The sequence below is a fragment of the Tamlana crocina genome (assembly GCF_012037625.1).
The window spans coordinates 1-287 of record NZ_JAAVJS010000834.1; the positions used below are offsets into that span (position 1 = coordinate 1).

A 287-nucleotide genomic window follows, 5' to 3' on the forward strand; every position below is an offset into this window, starting at 1 on the left:
TCTTGTTCGTAATCTACATTTTTCGGCAGGTGGTTTTCAGGCGAAGTACGGGGATAAATTATCTTCGGTCCTGGATATCGAATATCGGCGGCCGACTGATTTTCGCGCCTCCCTCGACGCAGGATTGCTGGGGGTGAATGCAGCTGCCGAAGGGGTTTCAAAAAATGGAAAATTAAGTGCCCTGGGCGGGATAAGGTATCGCAACAACAATTTACTGGTTGAAGCTCGGGAGACTGAAACCAACTTCGAACCTCTTTTTGCCGATGCCCAGCTCAATTTAATTTATT

General features: G+C 47.4%; 1 pseudogene. It reads left to right on the forward strand.

Features of this window, described 5'->3' with window-relative positions:
* Positions 1-287, forward strand: a pseudogene (locus HC176_RS19180) (TonB-dependent receptor); the annotation flags it as partial.